This is a genomic window from Enterovirga rhinocerotis, assembly GCF_004363955.1.
GTDB classification, from domain to species: domain Bacteria; phylum Pseudomonadota; class Alphaproteobacteria; order Rhizobiales; family Beijerinckiaceae; genus Enterovirga; species Enterovirga rhinocerotis.
This window is the reverse complement of the sequence record NZ_SNZR01000016.1, coordinates 96,635-118,407: the sequence shown is the minus strand read 5'-3', so window position 1 is coordinate 118,407 and position 21,773 is coordinate 96,635. Positions and strand designations below refer to the sequence as shown.

The window sequence follows — 21,773 nt, the reverse complement described above, 5'->3', positions numbered from 1 at the left end:
AGGCGGGCCGGCGCGTCGCCGGCGGGCGGAATCGGGCCGCCGGATACGCCAAAGGGGGCGGCAGAAGCCGCACCTCACCACAGCATGTCCGGAGACTGCTCGCATGTAGTCGAAGAGAGGGCTGTGGACAAGCGCGAAGACGTCGAAAAACCGTCTTGCGGGATTACAACTTGCGCGAAGGGCAGGTCAGAACGGCTTCAGCACCACGAGGATGACGATCCCGATCATCAGCACCGTCGGGACCTCGTTGAGGATGCGGTAGTAGCGCGCGGACCGCGTGTTCCGGTCCTGTGCGAACAGGCGGACGGTCTTCGCCAGATGGCCGTGGACGCCCGACAGCAGGAAGACCAGCGAGAACTTCGCCCAGAACCACGGATCGGCGTAGAATCCGGTCGTCCAGGCGAGCGCGAGACCGAGAAGCCAGGCCGCGATCATGGCCGGATTGATGATGGCCTTGAGCAGCCGCCGCTCCATGACCTTGAGCATCTCGGAGCGGGCCGAACCCGCCGGCACGTCGGCGTGATAGACGAAGAGGCGCGGCAGGTAGAGCATGCCCGCCATCCAGGCGATCACCGCGACGATATGCAGGGCCTTGAGCCACAGATACAGCATGGCCCGGCTTTGCCCGTCCGCGGCCTGGCTGTCTATGCGGCGCGGACCCGCGCGATCATGCGGGCGACGTTCTCGACCGGCGTTTCCTTGATGATGCCGTGGCCGAGATTGAAGACATGCGGACGGCCCCGTGCGGCGTCCAGCACCGCGTCGACCGCCCGGTCGAGCGCCTCGCCGCCGGCGAGCAGCACCTCCGGATCGAGATTGCCCTGGGATGCGACGCCGGGGGGAAGAGCCGCGACGGCGCGGGCGAGATCCGTGTGCTGGTCGATGCCGATGCAGGAGGCGCCCGTCGCCGCGTAATCGGCGAGCCGGTCGGCCCGCCCGCGGGGGAAGACGATGATGCGCGCGCCCGGATGGCGGGTCCGGACGCCCGCGACGATCGCGGCGATCGGCCCGAGGGAGAGCGGCTCGACGAGCTGGTCGGGCAGGGCGCCGCCATGGCTCTCGAAGATCTGCACGGCATCGGCGCCGGCTTCGATCTGAGCGCAGAGATAGTCGACCGACGAGCGCACGAGGAGATCGATCAGCGCCCGCATGAAGCCCGGATCGCGCTCGGCCGCATCGAGCGCCGGCCTCTGCTCGGGCGTGCCCCGGCCCGCGACCATGTAGGCCGCGACCGTCCAGGGCGCGCCGCAGAAGCCGAGCAGCGTCGTCTCGGCGGGCAGCGCCGCACGGATGCGCCGGACGGCGTCCAGGACCGGTGCGAGGCGCTCGAGCGGCAGGCCGGGTGCGAGCGCATCGAGTTCCGCGCGGTTCGTGACGGGACGCAGGCGCGGCCCTTCGCCGGCATCGAGCCGGAACTCGGCGCCGAGCGCATCCGGCACGACGAGGATGTCGGAGAACAGGATCGCCCCGTCGAAGCCGTAGCGGCGGATCGGCTGGAGCGTCACCTCGGTCGCGAGCGCCGGCGTGTAGCAGAGCTTCGTGAAGGAGCCGGCCTCGGCGCGGGTCGCGAGATATTCGGGCAGATAGCGTCCCGCTTGGCGCATCACCCAGACCGGCGGCGGCCAGACGGCCTCGCCGCCGAGCACCCGCAGGATCGTTCTCGCCTCGTCTCCCCTCGGGTTGTCCGCCACCAAGCCTTCATCCCTCCTAAGAATCTAAAATCAGATCCTGAATCTCTCTTTCTTCTCTTGGAGCGTGACCAACGATGCCGCAATCCCGTCCACAGCCCGTCCACATTCCGACCGGCTGCCGACGGGGTTGGCGGCGGTGCCGCGCCGGCAAGGAATCGTAAAGGTTAAGAGCCTGTTAACGGCCGCGGCCCTCGGGCCGTCGCGATTCGATCACCGATTCGAGTCCCCGGCTCGTCCCACAGGACGGGGTTGGGGACGACGTCCCGAGTCTCCCACAGGGCCCCTCGCCTGGACCGCGCCGCGCCCCTCCTTTATCCACACTCGTCGACTCCCCATCCACCGATGGCGGGCTGTGCGGACGGGTCACGGACGGGTCTTTTGGGGCGCAGCTACTTCCACCTCCATCTCGTCTCCGATTCGACGGGCGAGACGCTGATCGCCGTCGCGCGCGCGGTCGCGGCCCAATACGAGGGTGTGTCCGCGATCGAGCATGTCTATCCGCTCGTGCGCTCGTCGAAACAGCTCGACCGCGTGCTGAACGAGATCGACACCGCGCCCGGCATCGTCCTCTACACCCTGGTCGAGCCCGATCTCGCGACGCGGCTCGAGGAGAAATGCCGCGAACTCGGCTGCCCGCACCTGTCGGTTCTGGCGCCGGTCCATGCGCTGCTCGAATCCTATATCGGCGCGGCCTCGACGGCCCGGCCCGGCGCCCAGCACATGCTCAACGCCGAGTACTTCAAGCGCATCGACGCGATGAACTTCACGCTGATGCACGATGACGGGCAATTGCCGGACGATCTCGACCAGGCGGACGTCGTGCTGCTCGGCGTGAGCCGGACCTCCAAGACCCCGACCGCCATCTATCTCGCCAATCGCGGCCTCAAGACGGCCAATATCCCGCTCGTGCCGGGGCAATCGCCGCCCGAGGAGCTGGATTCGATCCGCAAGGCGCTCGTCGTCGGCCTCGTGGCCTCTCCCGAGCGGATCGTCCAGATCCGCCAGAACAGGCTGCTCTCGCTGAACGCCGACGACGACACGGCCTATGTCGACAAGGCGGCGGTGGCGGAGGAGATCGCCCTGTCGCGGCGCCTCTTCGCCCGCCGCAACTGGCCCGTCATCGACGTGACGCGGCGCTCGATCGAGGAGACGGCCGCGGCCATCCTCGACCTGCATCGCGAGCATGCCCTGAAATTCATCGTGACGTAGCGGACGGTTGGCGTGATCGACGGACCCTGGCGGCATGCGCGCCCGATTCTCCTCGCCTCGACCAGCGGGACGCGGCGGCGGCTCCTTGCCGCCTGCGGCCTGCCGGTCGAGCCCGAGGCGCCCGGCACGGACGAGCGGGCGCTCGAGGCGAGCCTCGGCCCGATCCCGCCGCCCGAGGTCGCGCTGAAGATCGCGGAGGCCAAGGCCCTCTCGGTCTCCGCCCGCAATCCCGACCGCTTCGTGATCGGGGCAGACCAGATCCTCGTCTGCGAGGGACGGGTGCTCTCGAAGGCGACGAGCGAGGAGGAGGCCCGCGCCCGCCTCGCGGAGCTTCAGGGCCGGACCCATCAGCTCTTCGTCGGCGTCGCCATCGCCCGGTCCGGCATGGTCGAGGCGGCCTTCTGCGAGGAGGCGCGGCTGACCATGCGCACGCTCGATGCGGCCGCCATCGCCCGTTACGTCGATCTCGCCGGCCCGGCGGTGACGCGCAGCGTCGGCGCCTACGAGATCGAGGGCCTCGGCATCCATCTCTTCTCGGCCATCGACGGTGAGCATACGACGATCCTCGGCCTGCCGCTCGTTCCGCTCCTCGCCAATCTGCGCAGCCTCGGGGTGCTCGAACTATGAGTGAGCCCTCCGCCACCAAGGCCTTCGTCATCGGCCATCCGATCGCCCATTCGCGCTCGCCCCTGATCCACGGCTACTGGCTCGCGGAACTCGGCCTGCCCGGCAGCTACGAGCGCATCGACGTCGCGCCCGAGATGCTCGCCGAGTTCATCGCGGGCTTCGCGTCGCGCGGCTTCGTGGGCGGGAACGTGACGGTGCCGCACAAGGAGGCCGTCTTCGCTCTGCTCTCGACAGGCGGCCACGAGCTCTCGGACGAGGCCCGGCGGCTCGGCGCCGTGAATACGCTCGTCGCCCTCCCGGAGGGCCGGCTCCGGGGGCACAACACGGACGGTGCCGGCTTCGTCGCCAGCGTCGACGAGGCGGTGGGATCGGGCTGGGAGAACGAGGCCGGAACCGCGATCGTCCTCGGCGCGGGGGGAGCCGCCCGCGCCATCGTCGGCGCGCTGCTCGACCGGGGCCTGCGCCGGATCGTCGTCGCGAACCGGACCCCCGCCAAGGCCGAGGGTCTCCGCCGCTTCGCCCCGGAGCGCATCGAGGTCGTCGCCTCGGCTGATCTCGCCGCCCCGATGCGGGAGGCGGGGCTCCTCGTGAACACGACGACGCTCGGCATGAAGGGCCAGCCGGCCCTCGATCTCGACCTCGCGGATCTGCCGGAGAGGGCGATCGTCGCCGATATCGTCTATGTCCCCGCCGAGACGCCGCTTCTCGCCGCCGCCCGTGCGCGGGGGCTGCGGCGCGTCGGCGGCCTCGGCATGCTGCTGCATCAGGCCGTGCCGGGCTTCGAGGCCTGGTTCGGGCATCGCCCGGCGGTCACGCCGGCCCTGCGCGCCGCGATCGAGGCCGATATCGGAGCCGGGGCGTGACCTTCGTCCTCGGCCTCACCGGCTCGATCGGGATGGGCAAGAGCGCGACCGCGGCCATGTTCCGGCACCGCGGCGTGCCGGTCTGGGATGCGGATGCGACCGTGCACGCGCTCTATCGCGGCCCGGCGGCGGATCTGATCGAAGCCGCCTTTCCGGGCACGGTTCGCGACGGTGCCGTCGACCGCGTGGCGCTCGGTGCGGCCGTGATGGGCGACGCCGAGGCCTTCCGACGCCTCGAGGCCATCGTCCATCCGCTCGTCCGCGCGGAGGAGGAGGCCTTCCTCGACGCCGCGCGCGGGACGCGCAGGCCGATCGTCGTCCTCGACATCCCCCTCCTCTTCGAATCCGGTGGGACCGGCCGTACCGACGCCGTCGCCGTCGTGACCGCGCCGCCCGCCATCCAGCGCGACCGCGTCCTCGCGCGGCCGGGCATGACCGAGGAGCGCTTCGAGGCGATCCTCGCCCGGCAGATGCCCGACCGCCAGAAGCGGGCCCGCGCGCATTTCCTCGTGGATAGCGGCTCGGGCTTCCCTCGCGCGGAGGAGGAGGTCGGGGCTATCCTGCGGGCTCTCGCGGGCCGTCCGGGGCGGCGCCTCGCGGGATCTGCCCGTCCTTCCGACTGAGTTCCGAGATGCGTGAGATCGTCTTCGACACCGAGACGACGGGAGTGAATCCGGCCTCGGGCGACCGGATTGTCGAGATCGGCGGGATCGAGCTCCTCAACCACATCCCGACCGGGCGCAGCTTCCACGTCTACGTCAATCCCGAACGCTCCATGCCGAAGGAAGCCTTCGACGTGCACGGGCTCTCGGACGAGTTCCTGGCCGACAAGAAGGTCTTCGCGGCGGTGGCGGACGAGCTGGCCGACTTCTTCGGCGACGCGAAGCTCGTCGCACATAACGCGATGTTCGATCTCGGCTTCGTCAATGCCGAATTCGCGCGGACGGGACACGCCGCCATTCAGCCGGGACGGATCATCGACACGCTGGCGCTGGCGCGGCGCAAGCATCCGGGTGCCTCGAACAGCCTCGACGCTCTCTGCAGCCGCTACGGCATCGACACCTCGCGCCGCGTCAAGCACGGCGCGCTGCTCGATTCGGAGCTGCTGGCCGAGGTCTATATCGAGCTGATCGGCGGCAAGCAGACGATGCTCGGCCTCACCATCCGGCCGAGCCTCGCCCGTGCGATCGGCACGGGTGCGGCCGCGCCCGTCGTCAGGGCGGAGCGGATCGTGCGGTCGCATCTGTCGGATGCCGAGCGCGAGGCCCACGCGGCCTTCGTCGCGACGCTCGGCGAGAAGGCCATCTGGCGCCGCTATCTGGGATCGGGCGAGGCGCCCTGAGGCCCGCAACTTCCCTCCCCCTTGTGGGGAGGGCCGAGTCGAAGCGCAGCTTCGAACCGGGGTGGGGGTGGTGCGGAAGAAGACACCGTCCTGCGAACCGGCGCCACCTCCACCCGGCTCGGCCTATGGCCGAGTCCGCCCTCCCCACAAGGGGGAGGGAAGGAGTACGCGGTACTCCTACGGAGAAAGGTGAATCCGGTAGCCCCTACAGAGGGGCACGGAGGTGCCCGCTAGAGAGGGAGCCCTCAGTTCGCGAGCGGCGCGGCCGGAGCGAGGCCCTGGCCCGCGTTCTCGGCCGCCTTCTGGCGATAGAGCGCGATGAAGTCGATCGGGTCGATATAGAGCGGCGGGAAGCCGCCGTTCCGGACGAGATCGGCCACGATCTGCCGCGCGAAGGGGAACAGCAGGCGCGGGCACTCGACCATGATCACGAAGTGCAGCGTCTCGGGAGCGATGTTCACGGCGCGGAAGACGCCCGAATAGGTCAGGTCGAAGGCGAAGAGCGTGTCGTTGCCGATCTTCGCGCTGCCCTCGAGGGTGAGATCGACCTCGAAATCGGTCTCGGAGAGCTGCTTGGCGTTGACGTTGACCTGGATGCCGATCTGCGGGGGCTCGGTCTGCGGCTGCAGGGACCGCGGCGCATTCGGGTTCTCGAAGGAGATGTCCTTGGCATATTGCGCGAGCGCGTTGAGCTGCGCGTCGTTGCCGGGCGCCTCGGGGTTCGGCTGTGCGCCGTTGGCTGCCGGGTTCTCGGCCATGGTGTCCGCTCCTAATGGGGAAGGCCGGTCCCGCGTCATGTGCGGGCTGTCGCCTCGTGCGACCCCCGGCCGGCGGGGTCGCGCTATCATGCTTTCCCGAGGCTCACAAGCAAAGGAGGGGGGAGGCGCGTCGTCGTGCCTTGCTTGTCGTGCCGACCCGTGGATGTTAGGCGTCTGAGTTCCCATATCGTCACAGGAGCCGCTCGATCGTGGCGGCTATCCAGCCAACGGATTCGAGGGCAAGGACGCTCGATGTTCGCAGAGTTCGACGTGACCACCGTCGTTTTCCTGGCCCTGGCCGTATTCGTCATCTGGCGGCTGCGGTCGGTTCTCGGCCAGAAGACCGGGCACGAGCAGCCGCCGGTCGACACCTTCCAGCGGCGTGAGCAGGCGCGGCCCCCGGCGGGCCCCGCTCCTCAATCCGCGCAGGGCGACAATGTCGTTCGCCTCCCGACGGGGGCGGGCGATCGCCCCGCCGCGCCGGCCGCTCCCGCCCCGGATCGCTGGGCCGGCGTCGCCGAGGCGGATTCGCCGGTGGCGCGCGGTCTCGACGAGATCGCCAAGATCGAAGCCGGCTTCGATGCGCGCGGCTTCGTCGAGGGCGCCAAATCGGCCTACGAGATGATCGTGACGGCCTTCGCGCAGGGCGACACGAAGACCCTCAAGGGCCTCCTGTCGAAGGACGTCTTCGATGGCTTCGAGCGTGCCATCAAGGATCGCGAATCGCGCGGCGAGAAGTCCGAGACGACCTTCGTGTCGCTCGACAAGGCCGAGATGATCGGGGTCGACGTGCGCAACCGCGTCGCCCAGGTCACGCTCCGCTTCGTCTCGAAGCTCATCACCGCGACGCGTGACGCGAGCGGACAGGTGATCGACGGCAGCCCCGAGGCGGTCGTGGACGTCACGGATGTCTGGACCTTTGCCCGCACGCTCGGCGCACGCGATCCGAACTGGCTGCTGGTCGCGACCGAAGCCGGTCAGTAACGGCCGCGGCAGGGGCTTCGCGAATCGATGGCGGCCCGGCCACCCTCCCCTGGCGGGGGAGGGTCGACGGCGAAGCCAGCGGGCCGGGGCATGGCGCGCCTCATCGCAGCCGCCGGGATCATGGCGGCGGCGCTTCTGGCTGGAAGCCCGGCATCCGCGCGGGCCGACAGGCCCCCGTCACGCCCGCCCCTCTCGTTCTCCGATCTGCCGGGCTGGCGTGACGACGATGTCGCCGCCGCCCTCTCCGCGTTCCGGCGAAGCTGCGTCGCTGCGAGCGCCCGCTGCCGGGCGGCCCAGCAGGCTGCCCTGTCCGGGGGCGAGGCGCCGCGGCGCTTCTTCGAGACATGGTTCCGGCCCGTCGAGATCGCGGCCGACGGCTTCCTGACCGGTTATTTCGAGCCGGAGGTGCCGGGCTCCCTCGTTCCCGACGCCGTCCATACGATGCCGCTCCGGTCCCGGCCGCCCTCGCTCGTCATGAAGGGGGCCGGCACCCCGTCCGGCTGGCCGGCGGACCCGGCGGGCCTCGTCGCCGCCCGCCGCACCGCCAAGGGCTACGCCCCGATGCCGGATCGCGCCGCCATCGAGGCGGGGGCGCTCGACGGCGAAGCGCGGCCGATCGTCTATCTCGATCCGGTCGACGCCTTCATGATCCACGTCCAGGGATCGGCGCGGGTCCGCCTCGCGGATGGGCGGGTGCTGCGTGTCGGCTATGACGGGAAGAACGGCTATCCCTACACGGCCATCGGCCGGGTCCTGGCCGAGCGGGAGGGCATCCCGCCCGCTCAGGTGACGGCCGACAGGCTCTGGGCCTGGCTCAAGGCCCATCCGGCCAAGGCGCCCGCGATCATGCGGGCCAACCGCTCCTTCATCTTCTTCCGGTGGCTCCAGACCGATCCGTCGCTGGGGCCGATCGGCGGCTCCGGCCTTCCGCTCACGGCCGGAAGGAGCCTCGCCGTCGACCGCAAGGTCTGGCCCTACGGCACGCCGGTCTGGCTGGAGGCGGATCTGCCGCATCCGGATGGCGGCACCCGGCGGCTGCGACGGCTCGTCGTCGCCCAGGATACCGGCACCGCCATCGTCGGCCGGGCACGCGGCGATCTGTTCTTCGGCTCGGGCGATCAGGCCGGTCGCGAGGCGAGCATCGTGCGGCATCCCGTCCGCTGGATCGTTCTGCGCCCCGTCGAACCCGCGAAGCCGCGAGGCGGAGGCCGGTGATGCGCCGGCGGCGATCCCTGTCGGACGAGGAGAATCGGCTCTGGGCCGATGTCGCGCGCTCGGTCCTGCCCTTGCCGGGCCGCGCCCGCCCGGCTCCGGCGAAGCCCGCGGCGGAGCCGCCTGCCGCGACGGAGGTGCCCTCGCGGAAAGTCGTCCCCATCGCGGCCGTGCCGCCGCCGCCGAAGGCCGCTCCGCCGCTCGCTCCCCTCGAGCGGCGCATGGTGCGGGCGCTGGCGCGGGGCCAGACGAGAGCGGAGGGGACGCTCGATCTCCACGGCCTGACGCAGGCCGAGGCGCATCAGCGCCTGCTCGGCTTCCTGCGGCGCGGCCAGGCGGCCGGGCATGGCCTCGTTCTCGTCGTCACCGGGCGCGGACGCGACGGGCAGGAGGGGCGCGGCGTGCTGCGCCGGATGGTTCCTCTCTGGCTCGGGGCGCCGGATCTGCGCGGCCTCGTTCTCGGCTTCCAGGAGGCCGGCACCCGCCAGGGCGGAGCGGGCGCCCTCTACGTGCGGCTGCGACGGCTCCGCACTTGACCCTCTCGGCGCCGCGATGCCACACGGCGCCACCTCCCTCCCCGCAGAAGCGATCCCATGACCGATACCGGCCTCGACATCCTCGCGATCGGCAACGCCATCGTGGACATCCTCTCGCAGACCGACGATCGCTTCCTCGTCGAGCAGGCGCTGGCGAAGGGGACGATGGCGCTCATCGACGAGGCCCGCGCGGAAGCGCTCTACGGCCTCACGGGCCCGGCCACGATCGTCTCGGGCGGCTCGGCCGCGAACACGGCCGTCGGCGCCGTGATGCTGGGCGCGAAGACGGGCTATATCGGCAAGGTCCGCGACGACGAACTCGGCGGCCTCTTCACGCACGACATGAAGGCGGTCGGCATCGAGTTCGGAACGAAGCCCGCGAGCGAAGGGCCGGCGACGGCGCGCTGCTTCGTGCTCGTCACGCCCGACGGCGAGCGCACGATGAACACCTATCTCGGCGCCTGCACCGGCCTCGGCCCGGCCGATATCGATGCGCAGACCGTGGCCTCGGCCTCGATCGTCTATATCGAGGGCTATCTCTGGGACGCGCCCGACGCGAAGGCGGCGATCCGCGAGGCGATCCGCGTCGCGCATGCGGCCGGCAACCGCACGGCGCTGACGCTCTCCGACCCCTTCTGCGTCGACCGCTATCGGGACGAGTTCCGCGGCCTCCTCAAGGATGGCAGCCTCGACATCCTCTTCGCCAATTCGCACGAACTCCTGAGCCTCTACCAGACGGCGGACCTCGAAGCCGCGCTTGCCGCCTTCCGCGAGGAGAAGGCGCTCGGGGTCGTGACCCGCTCGGCCGAGGGCGCGCTGGTCGTCACGCGCGAGAGCACCGAGGCGGTCCCGGCCTTCCCCGTCGAGCGCGTCGTCGACACGACCGGCGCGGGCGACCTCTTCGCGGCCGGCTTCCTCGCGGGGCTCGCGAAGGGACTCGACGGACGAGGCGCCGCCCGGCTCGGCGGCCTCGCGGCGGCCGAGGTGATCTCCCATATCGGTGCGCGCCCGCAGCAGGACATCGCCGAGCTCGCGCGGCGCGAGGGCCTGCTCGGCTGAGCGATCGACCCTGATCCAGCCGGATCAGGTTAGAAACGGTCTCAATCCCGATTGCCATCGGTCGCCCGAGCCGCGACAATACCGCCCAGGACGCCCGCATGAAGGCGCCTCGGGAGGACAGGGATGGTGAGACGTGCGTTGTCGGCTGCGCTGTGTGCGGCCGGGTTCATGGCGGCTATCGGCGGCTGGGCGAAGCCTGCCGCCGCCCAGGAATGGCCGGCCCGTCAGGTCACCATCGTCGTCCCCTTCACCGCGGGCGGCACCACCGATCTCTTCGCGCGCATCTTCGCCAATGCCATGCAGGCGAAGTACAACCAGCCCTTCGTGGTCGAGAACCGGGGCGGAGCGGGCGGCACCATCGGCGCGGCGGCCGCCGCGAAGGCGGCCAATGACGGCTACACGCTCTTCGTCGGCACGGCCTCGACCCACGCCATCGCGCCCTTCGTCTACAAGCGCGCGGGCTACGACGCGGACAAGGACTTCCAGCCCGTCAGCCGCTTCGCCATCGTGCCGGGCATGCTTGTCGTCTCGCCCAAGATGCCGGTGAAGGACTTCAAGGAGTTCGTGGCCTACGTGAAGGCCAATGACGGCAAGCTGAGCTACGGCTCCTCCGGCGTCGGCTCCGCCAACCACCTCCCGGCCGAGGTCATGGCGAAGCTCATCGGCGCGAAGATGACCCATGTGCCGTATCGCTCCTCGAACGAGATCATGAACGCGATCGCCGGCGGCCATGTCGACATGGCCTTCGACAACATCACCTTCGCCTGGCCGCAGGCCAAGGGCGGCACGGCCAAGGCGATGGCGGTCACGACGAAGGACCGCAGCCCGACCGCGCCCGAGGTGCCGGCCATCGCCGAGACCTATCCCGGCTACGATCTCGGCTCCTGGCACGGGCTCTTCGCGCCGGCGGGGACGCCGAAGCCGATCGTCGACAAGCTCGCCGCCGATGCGAAGGAGATCTTCTCGGCCGAGGACGTGAAGAAGAAGCTCTTCGAGCTCGGCGCCATCGCCTCGCCCAACACGCCCGAGGAATTCACCGCGCTCGGCCGCTCGGAGCGCGAGAAATACGGGAAGATCGTCTCGGAAGCGGGGCTCACTCCGCAATAGCGCCTCCGGTCGAGGGGCGAATGGTCCTGGGAGGACGGCATGAGACTTGACCGACGAAGTCTTCTGGCCGGCGGTGCGGCGAGCATCGCGTTGGGGCGGCCCGCTTCCGCCCAGGGCTGGCCCGCCCGCCCCGTGACGATCATCGTGCCCTACACGGCCGGCGGGACGACCGATCTCTTCGGGCGCATCTTCGGCCAGGCTCTGCAGGAGAAGACCGGCAACCCCTTCATCGTCGAGAACCGAGCGGGAGCCGGCGGCACGGTCGGCGCCGCCTTCGCGGCCAAGGCCCCGCCAGACGGCTACACGCTCTTCGTCGGCACCGTCGCGACCCAGGCGACGGCGCCCTATGTCTTCAAGAAGCTCGCCTACGACGCCGAGAAGGACTTCGCGCCGATCAGCCTCTTCGCGACGCTGCCGAACATGCTGGTGGTGACGCCGAAGATGCCGGTGAAGACCCTCGCGGACTTCGTCGCGCATGCGAAGGCGAATGACGGCAAGCTCAGCTTCGGCTCGTCCGGCGCCGGCTCCTCCAACCACCTGACGGCCGAGCTCCTCGCCAAGCTCACCGGCGTGCGGCTGGTCCATGTGCCCTACCGCTCCTCGGGCGACATCATGAACGCGCTGGCGGGCGGCCATGTCGACCTCGCCTTCGACAACATCACGCTCGCCTGGCCGCAGGCGCAGGGCGGCAAGGTGACGGCGCTTGCGGTGACGACGAAGGACCGCAGCCCGACCGCACCGGACGTCCCCGCAATGGCCGAGACCTTCCCCGGCTTCGACATCGGCTCCTGGCACGGCCTCTACGCGCCGGCGGGGACGCCGAAGGAGATCGTCGACAGGCTCGCGGCCGACGTCAGGCAGGTCTTCTCGAGCGAGAGCGTGAAGAAGAGGCTGTTCGATATCGGGGCGGTGGCGCGCCCCATGTCGCCCGCCGATTTCGCCGCCTTCGGCAAGGCGGAGCGGGCGAAGTATCAGGATCTCATCCGGCAGATCGGCCTCGAGCCGGTCTGAGAAGCGGCTCGCCGCCCGCGCCTCAACGCACGGCGGCCTGGTAGCGCGCCAGTAGTTCGGGATCCTCGATGGAGCCGTGATGGTGGATCTGCCGCCAGCGGCCATCGACCAGGCGGAACCAGCGGCTCGTCCGGATCGCGAGGCAGAGTTCGGTGTCGTCCGTCTTGAAGGTGCCCCGCTCGCGGCCGACGGCGAGGAAGCTCTCGCCGGCTAGGTGCAGCGTATAGTCGTGGAACGCGACCCGGACGCGCGCCCGGCCGCCGAAGATGCGCTCATAGACCTGACGAATCTCGTTCCATCCACGCTTGATGCCGCCGAGGGGGTTGTCCATTGCCGCCTCGTCGCCGTCGATCCAGTTCCGCGCCATCAGTTCCGCGTCACGCTCGTTGAAGGCGCGATAGAATTCCGTCAGCGCGCCTTCAGGGGTCCCGGGATCGTCGTTCGGCTCCGCGCCGGTGATCGCCTCAGAGATCGGTTGAACCATCGGTCTTTCCTCCGTTGTGCCCGTGAGGATGGCGCTGGGAGGGTCTGATGATAATCAGGCCTGCGTTTGATACATTCTCCCGATCATCGAGAGAATAAAATGGCACGGCTCTCCGATTATGAGATCTTTCTCGCGATCCTCGATGCCGGCAGCCTGACAGCGGCGGCGCGGCGCCTCGACCGCTCGTTGCAGTCGGTCAGCCGATCATTGGCCTCGCTCGAGGCGGAACTCGGCGTCGGTCTCGTCCGGCGCACGACGCGCCGTCTTCATCCGACGCCGGCCGGGCTCGCTTTCGGCGCCCGGTTGCGGGGCGCGATGGCTCAGATCGCCGATGCGCGCGATGACCTCGTCCGGTCCGGCGCCGAGCTGACGGGTCTTATTCGCGTCGCGGCGTCGACGATCTTCGCACCGGCGCATCTGGTGCCGGTCGCCGTCGGGTTCCAGCAGCAGCATCCCCGCGTCGGAATAGAACTCGTCCTCGCGGACGCGTTCGAGGACCTCGTCGCGTCCGACCTCGATCTCGCCGTCCGGATCGGTGTCCTCTCGGACAGCGGGCTCAGGGCCCGCCGGCTCGGTGCCTTGCGTCGAGTGATCTTCGCATCGCCGGGCTATCTCGAACATCGGGGGCGACCCCGGACGCCGGACGACCTGACTCGGCATCGTTGCGTCATTCGGACGGGCGTCGCGAACCCGACCCACTGGACGTTCCGCGAAAGTGGCCGCAGCAGGATCGTGGACGTTTCCGGCTCCTTCTCGTCGACGAGCGCGGCGGCCTGCAACGAGGCCGTCGTGCTGGGCGCGGGGATCGGCGTGGCGCCGCTATGGCAGATTGGCGCGCTGGTCGAGGGCGGAAGGGTCGAGCTGGTGTTGAACGACTACGAGCCGGAGCCCGCGCCCGTCCATGCGGTCTGGTCGCCGACGCCGCAGCTTCCGGCGAGGACGCGCGCCTTCATCGATCATCTCGCGAGGGGTCTCGCCTCCTGGCCGGGCTGGACCGCCTGACTTCAATTTGCGTTGAAGTCCTCCGGTGCGCGAGGTCCAGCCCGGCCGTGCCGCGACGGTGTCGCGCCTTGACAGAGGCGGCCGGGCGCCCGGATGATCCCGCCATGCGACATGGTCCCATGCCTCTGTCTGCGCTCCTGATCTCGGCCTGCCTGTTCGGCGCGCCGCAGCCGGCTTTCGCCCAGGGGCGGCCTGATCCGGGCAAGGTCCCCCCGCCTCCCAGCGCGCCCGCGAAGCCGGAGGCAGCGACCAAGCCGGCATCGAACGCGGCCTCCACGCTCGACGAGCTCTACGGTCGCCTCGCCGCAGCCAAGGACGCCGACGAGGCGAAGGGGATCGCGAGCCTCATCGAGCGCCGTCTCGCCCGCTCCGGCAGCGACACCGCCGATCTCCTTCTGTCGCGCGCCATGGTGGCGCTGACGTCGAAGGACGGCGCGCTCGCGGTGGAACTGCTCGACCGGGTGACGGTGCTCCGGCCGGGCTGGGCCGAGGCCTGGACCCGCCGCGCCGTCGCCTTCTGGCAGCTCGACGATCCCAGCCGCGCCATGATGGATCTCGAAGAGGCGCTGACGCGCGAGCCTCGCCATTTCGTCGCCTGGACCCTGCTCGGTCGTCTCGAAACGGCATCGGGCGACAAGGCGCGGGCCCTCGCCGCCTATCGCAGGGCGCTCAAGATCCACCCGTTCCTCGACGATGCCGAGAAGGCGGAAAAGCGCCTCGCGCCGGAGGTCGACGGGCGGGACCTGTAGGCGCGTCGCAGCATCGGAGGCCGACAGGACGGCCGCTTGCTCCTGCCGGCCGGCTTCTGCACATTCCGCGCGCGGCGGAGGGGTAGGCCATGTCGGGCGCCAAGAGACGGTCTTTCGAGGCGGGGCATCGCCCCAAATTCCTGGTGGTGGTGGACGGGACGGCCGAATCGAGCCGCGCCGTCCACTTCGCGGCCCGGCGCGCCGCCCGCACGGGGGCGAGCCTGATCATGCTCGGCATCGCGACGATCCCCGACACGTTCGAATTCCTCGGCGTCGGCGATGCGCTGCGCGAAGAGGCCGAGGAAGAGGTCACACGCCTTCTCGCGGCCGCGACCGACCATGCCAAGGAGGCGGCCTCCGTCGCGCCCGAGCAGGTCGTCAAGGAGGGCGGCAAGGCGGAATGCATCCGGGAGCTCATCGAGGAAGACCAGGACATCTCCTTCCTCGTCCTCGCCGCCTCGACGGACAGCGCGGGCCCCGGGCCGCTCGTGAGCTCCGTCGCCTCCGCGCCGCAGAGCTTCTCGATCCCCATCGTGATCGTGCCGGGGGACCTCTCCGACGAGGAGATCGACGCGCTCGCCGGCTGAGCGGGCGCGCTCCGGCGCCCGGCGCCGGTTGGAAATGCAGCGGATCGGCATCACATCCGACGAAACCCGTGCTACGGGATCGCCAACGCCCGGTGCCGCTCCCCTGCGGCCCGTCGGGATCGGAGGATTATCCGATGTTCATTCAGACCGAAGTCACGCCGAACCCGGCGACCCTGAAGTTCCTGCCCGGCCGCGTCGTCCTGCCGGCCGGCACCTTCGACGCGCCGAAACCGGAAGCGGCCGCCGGCTCGCCCCTTGCCGAGCGCCTCTTCGCGCTGCCCGAGGTCGCCGGGGTCTTCCTCGGCTACGACTTCATCACCGTGACCAAGAAGGACGGCGACTGGGCCCATCTGAAGCCCGCCATCCTCGGCGAGATCATGCAGCATTTCGTCTCCGGCGCCCCGGTCCTCGCGGAATCCTCCGCGGCGGCGGCCCTCGGCGAGGACGACGAGGAGTTCTTCGATCCGGCCGATGCCGATCTCGTGACGACGATCAAGGACCTGCTCGAGACGCGCGTCCGCCCGGCCGTCGCCGGCGACGGCGGCGACATCACGTTCAAGGGCTTCAAGGACGGCACCGTCTATCTCACGATGCGCGGCTCCTGCTCTGGCTGCCCCTCCTCGACCGCCACGCTGAAGCACGGCATCCAGAACCTCCTGCGCCATTTCGTGCCCGAAGTGGAACAGGTCGAGGCCGTCTGAGCGCACGACCCCCATGCGTATCCTCGCGATCGATACCGCGCTCGGCCAATGCGCGGCGGCCATTCTGGACGTCGCCTCCGAGACGACGATCGCGGCGGAGGCGATCGCGATGGAGCGCGGCCATGCCGAGGCGCTGCTGCCTCTGCTCGACCGGGTGATGGCGCGGGTCGATGGCGGTTTCCATTCCCTCGACCGCGTCGCGGTGACGATCGGGCCGGGCAGCTTCACGGGCCTGCGCATCGGCATCTCGGCGGCCCGCGCCGTCGCGCTCGCAATCGGCATCCCGGCCGTCGGCGTCACGACCCTGTCGGCCCTGATGGCGCCGCTCATGGAGGACGGGCCGAAGCGCCTGACCGTCGCGGCCATCGATGCGCGCGGTGGGCGGGTCTTCGTCCAGGCCATCGGGCCGTCCGGGCGGCTCATCATCCAGCCCTGCGTCATGACCATCCGGGACGTGGTGCGCAATCTCGGCTCCGGCTCGGTTGCCCTCGTCGGACCCGGCGCGACGATGATCGCCGCCGAGGCGCGCGCGGTCGGGATCGACGCGGTCCTGCACGACGACCTCGTTCTTCCGGACCTTGCCTGGGTCGCGCGGATCGGCGCGGCCGCCGAGCCGGACGAGGCCCTGGCAAAGCCCTACTATCTTGCCGCACCGGATGCGCGTCCGCAGGACGGAGCGAGGCTCGCGCGGCTTTGACCTGGCTCGCCCGTCTGGGGCTCGGCCGCGCCGACGAGATACCCCGCGTCGAAGCCCTGTCGGTGGCCCATGCGGACCGGCTTGCCGCGATCCACGGCGCAGCCTTCGCGCGGCCGTGGTCGGCCTTCGATTTCGAGGGCTTCCTGGCCGATCGCTCCGTCCACGCCGACGGTCTGTTCTACGGCCGTGCTCGCCAGCCGGCGGGCTTCGTGCTCTCGCGCCTGACCCTCGACGAGGCCGAGATCCTGTCCGTCGCCCTCGATGCGGCGGCGCGGGGCCGCGGCCATTCCCGGCTGCTTCTCGTCCAGCACCTCCAGGCGCTCGCCCATGCCGGCGCGGCGCGGGTGCATCTCGAGGTCGAGGAGGGCAACGCGCCGGCCTTCGCGCTCTACCGCCGGCTCGGCTTCGCCCAGTCCGGATTGCGGCCGGGCTACTACGCCCGCCCCGACGGCAGCCGCGCGACCGCCGTCTCGATGACGAAGGATCTCGGTGGCGGGACGCGCCCGTGAGCCGGAGGCGACGAACGGCGCCGGCCCATCCATGATGGTCGCAGCCGTGAGAGCGCCGCGATGAGGCCCGGACTCTGGCTGCGGCTGGCGATGCTGGCACTCGTGCTGGCCGCGCTCGTGCCCGTGCAGATCGTCGCCGCGCGCCGGCATCATCGTCTGGCCGGCCGGCTGCCGGTCGTCTTCCACCGCATCCTGCTGCGCCTCCTCGGCATCCGGGTGCATGTCGAGGGCACGCCGCCCTCCGGGGCCGTCCCGACGCTCATCCTGTCGAACCACGTCTCCTGGCTCGACATCCCGGTGCTCGCGAGCCTCGCGCCGCTCTCCTTCATCGCCAAGAGCGAGATCGCCGCCTGGCCCGTCATCGGAGCGCTCGCGCGCCTGCAGCGCTGCGTCTTCATCGACCGCGCCCGCAAGGTGGCGACGGCCGAGGTCAATGCCGTCGTCGCCCATCGGCTCGCCGAGGGCGACGCGATCGTGCTCTTCCCCGAGGGGACGACGGGCGATGGCATCCGCCTCCTGCCGTTCCGCTCCTCCCTCGTCGGCGCGGCCCGCGCCGCGCTGACCGAGCCGTCCCTCGCCGCGATCGCGCTCCAGCCGGTCGCGATCGCCTACCGGCGCCGGGAGGGCCTGCCGATCACGCGTCGCGAGATGCCGCAGATCGCCTGGTACGGGGATATGGATCTCGCGCCCCATCTCGCGGCCTTCCTGCGCGGCGGCGTGGTGGACGTCACGGTCGCCTGGGGCGAGCCGATCCCGTTCCATGCCGCCACCGACCGCAAGCGCGCGACAGCGGCGGCGGCGGCGGCCGTGCGGGCATCCATGGCTGAAATCCGAAAATCCTCCGCGCCACATCTTTGCCGCGATGGATCATCTAAGTCTGACCGTCGCATCGATTCGTGATTGTCAGCATCATTCGTCGGCGTGATGCCTGGACGGAATGATGATCGGACCGATCGATCTTTCTTTTTCGTATTCTAATCTGATGGTCACTGTCGTCTTGCGGCGGTGATGTGGAGTGGGCGCATGGGATCTATCGTGAACTGGGTCGTCGGGAAGTTGAAATGGCTTCTGATCATCGCGGCGATCGGAGGCCCGGTCTCGGCCTTCATCGGCTGGCAGGACGTCCAGCGGGTGAACGACGTCGTGGCCAAGGGCCAGGAGGCGGAGGCGACGATCGTCAGCGCGGTCCGCAAGAAAGGCCGGCGGTCCGGAACCAGCTATGCGGTCGATCTCGCCTGGAAGGACGACAAGGGCGCCGACCGGACGGCCGAGGAGGTACGGGTCTCGACGGCTCTGTCGAACCGGCTGTTCCGGGGGGACCGGATCGTCGTGGACACGGTCCGGATCAAATATCTCGCCGACAGCCCCGGCAAGGCGGGCGTCGTCCTCGTCGACGACATCAAGGAGGAGCTCGCGCTCGACCGGTTCATGATGATCGGGGGGAGCATCGTCGGGTTGATCGGGCTGATCGGCTGCGGCTTCATCTTCGGTCTCTTCGCGCGCCTGCGCTCGAAGCCCGACGAGTCCCTCGCGGGCCAGCCCCGAACGCCCATGGGACCCCCGGCCGCCTGAGGCCGATGACGGCGCGGCGGCCTTTTTGGCCGCCCGCTATTCTCTTGAGGCCCCGGAGGTCGTATGAGGGGATGATCGCCGCCATGCCCCAAGCAGCCTCCAGGCCTCGCCCCGCGTGAAGACCGTCTTCGTCAAATCCTACGGCTGCCAGATGAACGTCTACGACTCCGCCCGGATGGCGGACGTCATGGCGCGCGAAGGCTACACGTTGGCGGCGAGCGCCGAGGAGGCGGATCTCGTCATCCTCAACACCTGTCACATCCGCGAAAAGGCGGCCGAGAAGGTCTATTCGGAACTCGGGCGGCTGCGCGTCCTCAAGGAGGAGCGTCGGGCCGACGGCCGCCGCACCGAGATCGTCGTCGCCGGCTGCGTCGCCCAGGCCGAGGGCGCGGAGATCATCCGCCGCCAGCCCGCCGTCGACGCCGTGATCGGCCCGCAGAGCTATCATCGCCTTCCGGCTCTGCTCGAGGAGGCCCGCCGGGCCGGCACAGAGGGGCCGCGACCGGCCCCCGCCGTCGACACCGACTTTCCGGCGGACGACAAGTTCCGCCATCTGCCGGCGCCCTCCCGGGCGCGGGTCCGCACGCGCGGCGTCTCGGCTTTCCTCACGGTCCAGGAGGGCTGCGACAAGTTCTGCGCCTTCTGCGTCGTGCCCTACACGCGCGGCGCCGAGGTCTCCCGCCCGGTCATGGCGATCGTCGACGAGGCGAAGCGGCTGCTGGAGGCGGGCGTGCGCGAACTGACCCTGATCGGGCAGAACGTGAACGCCTATCACGGCCCGGACGAGCGGGGCGCCACCACAGGGCTCGCGGGCCTCATGGAGCGGCTCGCGCTCCTGCCGGGCCTCGCCCGGCTGCGCTACACGACCAGCCACCCGAACGACATGGGCGATGACCTGATCGCCGCCCATCGCGATCTGCCGATGCTGATGCCCTATCTGCACCTGCCCGTTCAGGCCGGGTCCGACCGGGTCCTCGCGGCGATGAACCGCAGGCATACGGCCGACAGCTACCGGCGCCTGATCGCGCGCATCCGGGAGGCCCGGCCCGACATCGCCCTGTCGTCGGATTTCATCGTCGGCTTCCCCGGCGAGACGGATGCCGAGTTCGAGGACACGCTCGGGCTCGCGGCCGAGATCGGCTTCGCGGCCTCCTTCTCCTTCAAGTACAGCCCGCGTCCCGGCACGCCCGCGGCCGATCTCGGCGGCCAGGTTCCGGAGGCCGTGATGGCGGAGCGCCTCGCCCGCCTTCAGGCCCAGCTGGAGCAGGACCGTCAGGCCTTCAACCGCGACACGGTCGGGCGGACGGTCGATTTGCTGATCGAGAAGCCGGGCCGTCATCCGGGTCAGCTCGCCGGCAAGTCGCCCTATCTCCAGGCGATCCAGGTCGAGGGGATCGACGCGCCGGTCGGGTCCGTCGTGCCCGTCACCGTGACCGGGCTCGCATCGAACAGTCTCTTCGCCCGTCCGGCGGGATCGGACGCGGCGGCAATCAGCGGGATGGCGGCTGCGTGAAACGTCCCGGTGCCCGGCCGATCATCGGCTCCTCCTCCGTGGCCCCGGCTCCCGCCCCGCCTCCGCCGTCCGGCATCGGCGAGACGGCGGAGATCACTCTCGCCTTCGAGGATAATGCCAAGGCGAGCCTCGTCTTCGGCCTCTACGACCAGAATCTCGCCCATATCGAGCGCCGCCTCGGCATCATGCTGAACGCGCTCGGCAACCGGGTCGTGATCAAGGGCCCGCCCGATCTCGCGACCCGCGCGCGCCTCGTGCTCGAGGGGCTCTACGACCGCGTCCAGATCGAGGGGGCGGTGACGCTTGGCGACCTCGATGGCGCCATCCAGGAGAGCGCGCTCCAGGGCAGCCTCTTCCCGCAGGCGGAGCTCGCGCCGCAGGGGCCGGCGCGGTTCGAGCAGATCGCGACGCGCAAGCGCGGCCCCGTCCGGGCCCGCAACGCCGCCCAGGACCTCTATCTCAAGGCGCTGCGCCACAACGAACTCGTCTTCGCGGACGGGCCGGCCGGGACCGGCAAGACCTGGCTCGCCGTCGGCTTCGCCGTGTCCCTGCTCGAGGCCGGACAGGCCGAGCGGCTGATCCTGTCGCGGCCCGCGGTCGAGGCCGGCGAGCGGCTCGGCTTCCTGCCCGGCGACATGCGCGACAAGGTCGATCCCTATCTGCGGCCGATCTACGACGCGCTCTATGATTTCATGGAGGCGCGCCATGTCGAGCGCGGGCTCCAGACCGGCATGATCGAGGTGGCGCCGCTCGCCTTCATGCGCGGGCGCACGCTCACCAACGCCGTGGTCCTGCTGGACGAGGCCCAGAACACGACCTCGATGCAGATGAAGATGTTCCTGACGCGGCTCGGCGAGGGCTCGCGCATGATCGTCAACGGCGATCCGAGCCAGATCGATCTGCCGCCCGGCCAGCGTTCGGGACTGATCGAGGCCGTCCGCGTCCTCGAGGGCGTCGAGGGCGTCGCTCGGATCCAGTTCCGCGACGTCGACGTCGTGCGGCACGATCTCGTCCGCCGAATCGTCACGGCCTATGACGCGGCCGCGCGGGGCGAGCCGCCGGCCGGAGGGCAGCGGCCGTGATCGCGCTCGAGATCGAGGCCGAGGACCCGCGCTGGGACGCCGTGCCCGATCGCGACGGCCTTTTGCAGCGCGCGGCGGATGCCGCCCTCGCGGTTCTGCCGCAGGACACGAAGACCGACCTCGCCGCCACCGTGCTCCTCGCCGATGACGAGGCGGTGCGGGAGCTCAACCGGGGCTGGCGGGGCCAGGACAAGCCGACCAACGTGCTGTCCTTCCCCTCGCCGGACATGCCCTCGGCACCGGGCCGGCCGCGTCATCTGGGTGAGATCGCGCTCGCCTACGAGACCGTGGCGCGGGAGGCGGAGGCCGAGGGAAAGACGACGGCGGATCACGCGGCGCATCTCGTCGTCCATGCCGTGCTCCATCTCTTCGGGCACGATCATCTCGAAGAGGGAGAGGCGGAGGCCATGGAGCGGCTGGAGGTGCAAGCCCTCGCGCGGCTCGGCATCGCCGATCCCTACGGTCCTGCCGCCTGACA

General features: G+C 70.3%; 26 protein-coding genes. 22 read left to right on the top strand and 4 right to left on the bottom strand.

From position 1 onward, the window contains the following. Positions 1-186: 186 nt before the first annotated feature. On the bottom strand, positions 187-612 hold the full coding sequence (hemJ, locus tag EV668_RS21140) for a protoporphyrinogen oxidase HemJ (protein WP_133773887.1): 426 nt from the start codon (positions 610-612) through the stop codon (positions 187-189). Positions 613-644: 32 nt separating this feature from the next. Further along, a complete protein-coding gene (gene hemE, locus EV668_RS21135; protein WP_133773885.1) occupies positions 645-1,691 on the bottom strand; it encodes a uroporphyrinogen decarboxylase in 1,047 nt (348 codons plus the stop codon). Positions 1,692-2,069: 378 nt separating this feature from the next. Between hemE and EV668_RS21130 the strand changes: the two genes are divergently transcribed. From EV668_RS21130 to dnaQ, 5 genes are read left to right on the top strand one after another with little or no spacing between them, the layout of a single operon-like run. Further along, on the top strand, positions 2,070-2,900 hold the full coding sequence (locus tag EV668_RS21130) for a pyruvate, water dikinase regulatory protein (protein WP_133773883.1): 831 nt from the start codon (positions 2,070-2,072) through the stop codon (positions 2,898-2,900). Positions 2,901-2,912: 12 nt separating this feature from the next. Beyond that, positions 2,913-3,527, top strand: coding sequence for a Maf family protein (locus EV668_RS21125; RefSeq protein WP_133773881.1), 615 nt, complete (start codon positions 2,913-2,915; stop codon positions 3,525-3,527). Then, positions 3,524-4,390, top strand: a complete 867-nt coding sequence (locus EV668_RS21120; RefSeq protein ID WP_133773878.1) for a shikimate dehydrogenase — start codon at positions 3,524-3,526, stop codon at positions 4,388-4,390. The genes EV668_RS21125 and EV668_RS21120 overlap by 4 nt, the downstream gene beginning before the upstream one ends. After that, a complete protein-coding gene (gene coaE / locus EV668_RS21115) occupies positions 4,387-5,013 on the top strand; it encodes a dephospho-CoA kinase (RefSeq protein ID WP_133773876.1) in 627 nt (208 codons plus the stop codon). Before EV668_RS21120 ends, coaE begins: the two co-directional genes overlap by 4 nt. 8 nt (positions 5,014-5,021) lie before the next feature. Then, positions 5,022-5,732 (top strand): DNA polymerase III subunit epsilon, encoded by a 711-nt coding sequence (dnaQ, locus tag EV668_RS21110; protein ID WP_133773874.1) that lies wholly within the window; start codon positions 5,022-5,024, stop codon positions 5,730-5,732. A gap of 245 nt (positions 5,733-5,977) precedes the next feature. Here dnaQ and secB read toward each other — a convergent pair whose 3' ends face one another. Beyond that, positions 5,978-6,490, bottom strand: coding sequence for a protein-export chaperone SecB (secB, locus tag EV668_RS21105; RefSeq protein WP_133773872.1), 513 nt, complete (start codon positions 6,488-6,490; stop codon positions 5,978-5,980). Positions 6,491-6,742: 252 nt separating this feature from the next. Between secB and EV668_RS21100 the strand changes: the two genes are divergently transcribed. The 6 genes from EV668_RS21100 to EV668_RS21075 all read left to right on the top strand — a co-directional run bounded on the left by EV668_RS21100 (position 6,743) and on the right by EV668_RS21075 (position 12,399). Next, entirely contained in the window at positions 6,743-7,474 is a 732-nt protein-coding gene (locus tag EV668_RS21100) for a Tim44/TimA family putative adaptor protein (RefSeq protein ID WP_133773870.1), read from the top strand. Between the two features lie 90 nt (positions 7,475-7,564). Beyond that, the gene (gene mltA, locus EV668_RS21095) at positions 7,565-8,689 is read left to right on the top strand and encodes a murein transglycosylase A (protein ID WP_133773868.1); all 1,125 of its coding nucleotides are present in this window, start codon (positions 7,565-7,567) and stop codon (positions 8,687-8,689) included. Next, entirely contained in the window at positions 8,689-9,222 is a 534-nt protein-coding gene (locus tag EV668_RS21090) for a Smr/MutS family protein (protein WP_133773866.1), read from the top strand. Before mltA ends, EV668_RS21090 begins: the two co-directional genes overlap by 1 nt. A gap of 57 nt (positions 9,223-9,279) precedes the next feature. Further along, the gene (locus tag EV668_RS21085) at positions 9,280-10,281 is read left to right on the top strand and encodes an adenosine kinase (protein WP_133773864.1); all 1,002 of its coding nucleotides are present in this window, start codon (positions 9,280-9,282) and stop codon (positions 10,279-10,281) included. 123 nt (positions 10,282-10,404) lie between these two features. Further along, positions 10,405-11,388, top strand: coding sequence for a Bug family tripartite tricarboxylate transporter substrate binding protein (locus EV668_RS21080; protein WP_245513339.1), 984 nt, complete (start codon positions 10,405-10,407; stop codon positions 11,386-11,388). Between the two features lie 39 nt (positions 11,389-11,427). Next, entirely contained in the window at positions 11,428-12,399 is a 972-nt protein-coding gene (locus EV668_RS21075; RefSeq protein ID WP_133773862.1) for a Bug family tripartite tricarboxylate transporter substrate binding protein, read from the top strand. A gap of 22 nt (positions 12,400-12,421) precedes the next feature. Here the strand turns inward: EV668_RS21075 and EV668_RS21070 are convergent, their stop codons facing one another. Then, positions 12,422-12,883 (bottom strand): YybH family protein, encoded by a 462-nt coding sequence (locus EV668_RS21070; RefSeq protein ID WP_133773860.1) that lies wholly within the window; start codon positions 12,881-12,883, stop codon positions 12,422-12,424. A 99-nt stretch (positions 12,884-12,982) separates the two neighbouring features. Here EV668_RS21070 and EV668_RS21065 point away from each other — a divergent pair, with 99 nt between their 5' ends. From EV668_RS21065 to ybeY, 11 genes are all read left to right on the top strand, one after another. Next, positions 12,983-13,885, top strand: a complete 903-nt coding sequence (locus EV668_RS21065) for a LysR family transcriptional regulator (RefSeq protein ID WP_133773858.1) — start codon at positions 12,983-12,985, stop codon at positions 13,883-13,885. A gap of 119 nt (positions 13,886-14,004) precedes the next feature. Beyond that, the gene (locus tag EV668_RS21060; RefSeq protein ID WP_133773856.1) at positions 14,005-14,634 is read left to right on the top strand and encodes a tetratricopeptide repeat protein; all 630 of its coding nucleotides are present in this window, start codon (positions 14,005-14,007) and stop codon (positions 14,632-14,634) included. An 89-nt stretch (positions 14,635-14,723) separates the two neighbouring features. Beyond that, positions 14,724-15,221, top strand: a complete 498-nt coding sequence (locus EV668_RS21055; RefSeq protein ID WP_133773854.1) for a universal stress protein — start codon at positions 14,724-14,726, stop codon at positions 15,219-15,221. 134 nt (positions 15,222-15,355) lie between these two features. After that, positions 15,356-15,922 carry a NifU family protein gene (locus EV668_RS21050; RefSeq protein ID WP_133773851.1) on the top strand — a complete coding sequence of 189 codons (567 nt, stop codon included), beginning with the start codon at positions 15,356-15,358 and terminating at the stop codon, positions 15,920-15,922. Positions 15,923-15,935: 13 nt separating this feature from the next. After that, positions 15,936-16,619 (top strand): tRNA (adenosine(37)-N6)-threonylcarbamoyltransferase complex dimerization subunit type 1 TsaB, encoded by a 684-nt coding sequence (gene tsaB, locus EV668_RS21045; protein ID WP_133773849.1) that lies wholly within the window; start codon positions 15,936-15,938, stop codon positions 16,617-16,619. After that, entirely contained in the window at positions 16,616-17,128 is a 513-nt protein-coding gene (locus tag EV668_RS21040; protein ID WP_133773847.1) for a GNAT family N-acetyltransferase, read from the top strand. Before tsaB ends, EV668_RS21040 begins: the two co-directional genes overlap by 4 nt. Positions 17,129-17,188: 60 nt before the next feature. Continuing rightward, positions 17,189-18,028 (top strand): lyso-ornithine lipid O-acyltransferase, encoded by an 840-nt coding sequence (olsA, locus tag EV668_RS21035; RefSeq protein ID WP_133773845.1) that lies wholly within the window; start codon positions 17,189-17,191, stop codon positions 18,026-18,028. Between the two features lie 123 nt (positions 18,029-18,151). Further along, the gene (locus EV668_RS21030) at positions 18,152-18,700 is read left to right on the top strand and encodes a hypothetical protein (protein WP_133773843.1); all 549 of its coding nucleotides are present in this window, start codon (positions 18,152-18,154) and stop codon (positions 18,698-18,700) included. 115 nt (positions 18,701-18,815) lie between these two features. Then, a complete protein-coding gene (miaB, locus tag EV668_RS21025) occupies positions 18,816-20,213 on the top strand; it encodes a tRNA (N6-isopentenyl adenosine(37)-C2)-methylthiotransferase MiaB (RefSeq protein WP_133773841.1) in 1,398 nt (465 codons plus the stop codon). Next, positions 20,210-21,295, top strand: a complete 1,086-nt coding sequence (locus EV668_RS21020) for a PhoH family protein (protein WP_425359647.1) — start codon at positions 20,210-20,212, stop codon at positions 21,293-21,295. The genes miaB and EV668_RS21020 overlap by 4 nt, the downstream gene beginning before the upstream one ends. Next, positions 21,292-21,771, top strand: a complete 480-nt coding sequence (gene ybeY, locus EV668_RS21015) for an rRNA maturation RNase YbeY (protein ID WP_133773839.1) — start codon at positions 21,292-21,294, stop codon at positions 21,769-21,771. Before EV668_RS21020 ends, ybeY begins: the two co-directional genes overlap by 4 nt. Positions 21,772-21,773 lie beyond the last annotated feature (2 nt).

Coding starts and splice junctions, on each gene's coding strand:
- hemJ (WP_133773887.1), bottom strand. CDS start 612: ATGCTGTATCTGTGGCTCAAGGCCCTGCATATCGTCGCGGTGATCGCC.
- EV668_RS21120 (WP_133773878.1), top strand. CDS start 3,524: ATGAGTGAGCCCTCCGCCACCAAGGCCTTCGTCATCGGCCATCCGATC.
- dnaQ (WP_133773874.1), top strand. CDS start 5,022: ATGCGTGAGATCGTCTTCGACACCGAGACGACGGGAGTGAATCCGGCC.
- secB (WP_133773872.1), bottom strand. CDS start 6,490: ATGGCCGAGAACCCGGCAGCCAACGGCGCACAGCCGAACCCCGAGGCG.
- EV668_RS21100 (WP_133773870.1), top strand. CDS start 6,743: ATGTTCGCAGAGTTCGACGTGACCACCGTCGTTTTCCTGGCCCTGGCC.
- mltA (WP_133773868.1), top strand. CDS start 7,565: ATGGCGCGCCTCATCGCAGCCGCCGGGATCATGGCGGCGGCGCTTCTG.
- EV668_RS21090 (WP_133773866.1), top strand. CDS start 8,689: ATGCGCCGGCGGCGATCCCTGTCGGACGAGGAGAATCGGCTCTGGGCC.
- EV668_RS21085 (WP_133773864.1), top strand. CDS start 9,280: ATGACCGATACCGGCCTCGACATCCTCGCGATCGGCAACGCCATCGTG.
- EV668_RS21080 (WP_245513339.1), top strand. CDS start 10,405: ATGGTGAGACGTGCGTTGTCGGCTGCGCTGTGTGCGGCCGGGTTCATG.
- EV668_RS21075 (WP_133773862.1), top strand. CDS start 11,428: ATGAGACTTGACCGACGAAGTCTTCTGGCCGGCGGTGCGGCGAGCATC.
- EV668_RS21070 (WP_133773860.1), bottom strand. CDS start 12,883: ATGGTTCAACCGATCTCTGAGGCGATCACCGGCGCGGAGCCGAACGAC.
- EV668_RS21065 (WP_133773858.1), top strand. CDS start 12,983: ATGGCACGGCTCTCCGATTATGAGATCTTTCTCGCGATCCTCGATGCC.
- EV668_RS21060 (WP_133773856.1), top strand. CDS start 14,005: ATGCCTCTGTCTGCGCTCCTGATCTCGGCCTGCCTGTTCGGCGCGCCG.
- EV668_RS21055 (WP_133773854.1), top strand. CDS start 14,724: ATGTCGGGCGCCAAGAGACGGTCTTTCGAGGCGGGGCATCGCCCCAAA.
- EV668_RS21050 (WP_133773851.1), top strand. CDS start 15,356: ATGTTCATTCAGACCGAAGTCACGCCGAACCCGGCGACCCTGAAGTTC.
- tsaB (WP_133773849.1), top strand. CDS start 15,936: ATGCGTATCCTCGCGATCGATACCGCGCTCGGCCAATGCGCGGCGGCC.
- olsA (WP_133773845.1), top strand. CDS start 17,189: ATGAGGCCCGGACTCTGGCTGCGGCTGGCGATGCTGGCACTCGTGCTG.
- EV668_RS21030 (WP_133773843.1), top strand. CDS start 18,152: ATGGGATCTATCGTGAACTGGGTCGTCGGGAAGTTGAAATGGCTTCTG.